Source organism: Phormidium pseudopriestleyi FRX01, assembly GCF_017313335.1.
Lineage (GTDB): Bacteria > Cyanobacteriota > Cyanobacteriia > Cyanobacteriales > Laspinemataceae > Laspinema > Laspinema pseudopriestleyi.
Genome location: NZ_JAFLQW010000202.1, coordinates 1 through 2,641 on the forward strand (window position 1 = coordinate 1; position 2,641 = coordinate 2,641).

Below are 2,641 nucleotides of genomic sequence, written 5' to 3' on the forward strand. Positions count from 1 at the left end.
GATCGTGACTTAAATGCGTCCATAAAGAAAGGAAAACGCGGATAGTTCAGCCGTGTAAGCCTAGTGATGGAAAGGTCTTGGAAGATCCAAGCTAGGAACTAAACATCATACAATTAAGTTTGAGTAAGTTTTGGAGAGCGGAAGACTTACAATTTTAAAAGTACAAGCCCGGTTTAAAACCCGAGCGACTTAATTCCAAAACAAAGGTGATCTATGCCACCTCGTTGGCCTCGTCAACCCGATCGCCGTGAACCAGATTACCGGAAACTCGACGATCGCATGAATTTCGCCGTCCATGTGGCCCTGTTTGCGGCGAGCAATTCCGGCCTCTGGTTTTTCCGGTCCTGGCAATCTCCCCCGTGGCCCTGGACCCCTTGGCTCACCAGCGCTTGGCTATTGCTGTTAATCGCTCACGGGGTTTATATTCTCGCAATTGCAAATTATTCTGAAGAATCTAATGGCTAATTCCAGTAACACTGAAAAAATAGAAACACTGGCCGCTCAGATTGCCGATCGCGTTTATATCGATGTCGCCAAATGGCGTCTGCGCTTAGATGACGCTCATCTGCACACCCTCTTGGCTGAACAACTCTATCCCTTAGTCAGCGAAAATGCAGCCGTCAATGAATCCGACGTGAGCAAAGTGCTTGCCGGAATCAACGTTAATCTCGGTGGAGGACGGCGACAAATTCCCCTAATCGATCTGATTCCCACCGGCGAACAAATGGACCTCCTCAGCATCCTAGAAGAGTATCAGCGCGAACTTTAGTCCTTAAGGCTAGAAGACAACCACTCGAACCGGACTCGACAAGAGCTTTGCCATCAGTGGGGCGCTTGAGGAAAACATCCCTCGGGGGCATTTTGGGCCCCTGGGTCAGTTTCTGACCTGGGCAGTATTTCTCAGGTCCAAATCACGGTTTCGCGATCGGGAATCCAGCCTCTCCAGGAAATGAAATTCATGAAAACACAAGAGAAACACGGTAGGGCTGGTAGCCTCGCCTCTAAAGATGCTATGTGGAAAGCCCACACGAGCGGTTTTAACCGCCTACACTGTAGTCTAACCATGATGAGGGTCGTTAATGTAGCGCTCTATCGCATTTTTCTGCAAAACTCTACCCTTATAGAGTATCATTAGACAAAGGCAAGTTTTCTGGACAATGATGTGCTACCCAAATTCGGTAAAAAACCGGCAACAGTGGCAGTCAAGCAGAAAACGTGTAAGTTGTTTAGAACTGGAACGTTTGGATATATCAATGCGGGCTGTAATGGCGAGTCATATCCTTCGCAAGCTAAACGTAAAGGGAAAGTTCAAATTAGATTTGAGCGGACTTATTAGAGGCGTTTTGACAGCGCCCATCAGAATTAGGCTTTGGTCTAAGGCTGTGCAAGAATCCCCGTGTCTTTAGACCGGGGAGTGTCAACCTCTAAAGTTTATTTGATCCGGCACGGAATCGCCGAAAACCGGGCAGATAATGCTCCAGACGAGAACCGCCAGCTTACTAAGGAGGGGGTTCAAAAAACCCGGAAAGTGGCGAACCGTCTGCATCTTATGAATATTCATTTCGATCTGATTTTGACCAGCCCTCTGCTGAGGGCAAGGCAAACCGCTGATATTCTCCAAACTGCCGGCCTAGGTCATAAGATTAAAGAATCTACTTCCCTGGTCCCGAATGGGGATATCAATAACTGGCTCAACTGGTATCAGCAATGGCGTCAAAGTGGCGGGCATTGTTTGGCCCTCGTCGGCCATCAGCCGGATCAGGGCAACTGGGCCGAAATTTTGGTATGGGGAGAACCCAAAGAAGGACTGATCCTCAAAAAAGCTGGGGTGATTGGTTTGGTCCTCCCTGAAACTGGGGATCCCGTGGGAAATAGTTTCCTATTTTGGCTAACCTCCCCCAAATTATTGCTATAAATTAATTGGCGATTCGTTATAAAATGATGGGGTAGCTAAATCATCAATTCATAACGAATCAGTCCTTAGTCCTCCGGCTTGATTGGTGCACTAAAAACTCTGAAAGCATTGAAATTCAAACCTTTTATCCCCTGAAGCGCTGCGGATATTGAGGGGGTGTTCCATAAAGGATTTTTGTAAAAGCAGGAACAGTCCCAGCAGATCTGATAAGTTAGCTTGAAGATATTTAATTACAGCGAAGGCTAAACCTATGACTGTCGCGGACGAACTAAAGACCGGTTTTGAATTTAAGCCCGGGTTAGAAGGCGTTCCGGTCACCCTATCCAGTATCAGTTTCGTGGATGGGAAGAAAGGAATTTTGGAATATCGCAATATTCCCATCGAAGAACTGGCCCTCAAAAGCACCTTTCTGGAAACCTCCTATCTATTGATCTGGGGCGAACTCCCGACCCAAACCGAACTGGATGCATTTGAGAAGGAAATTCGCTACCACCGCCGCATTAAATATCGCATTCGGGACATGATGAAATGTTTTCCCGAAAGCGGTCACCCGATGGACGCCCTGCAAGCCTCAGCTGCTGCCCTCGGCTTATTCTATTCCCGTCGGGCTTTAGATGATCCAGCCTATATTCGCGCGGCGGCGGTCCGGTTGTTGGCAAAAATTCCAACAATGGTGGCGGCATTCCAAATGATGCGGAAAGGGAATGACCCGATTCAACCTCGGGA

4 protein-coding genes are annotated in these 2,641 nt (G+C 47.9%); all 4 read left to right on the forward strand.

Going from position 1 to position 2,641, the window contains the following annotated elements; all coding sequences use genetic code 11:
- Positions 1–213 precede the first annotated feature (213 nt).
- Entirely contained in the window at positions 214–465 is a 252-nt protein-coding gene (locus J0895_RS07310) for a 2TM domain-containing protein (protein WP_207087450.1), read from the forward strand.
- Entirely contained in the window at positions 458–769 is a 312-nt protein-coding gene (locus J0895_RS07315) for a DUF3181 family protein (protein ID WP_207087451.1), read from the forward strand. The genes J0895_RS07310 and J0895_RS07315 overlap by 8 nt, the downstream gene beginning before the upstream one ends.
- 645 nt (positions 770–1,414) lie before the next feature.
- Positions 1,415–1,915 (forward strand): phosphohistidine phosphatase SixA, encoded by a 501-nt coding sequence (gene sixA, locus J0895_RS07320; protein ID WP_207087452.1) that lies wholly within the window; start codon positions 1,415–1,417, stop codon positions 1,913–1,915.
- A 250-nt stretch (positions 1,916–2,165) separates the two neighbouring features.
- Positions 2,166–2,641: citrate/2-methylcitrate synthase (locus J0895_RS07325; protein ID WP_277989797.1), on the forward strand; the 476-nt coding region annotated here is incomplete at its 3' end.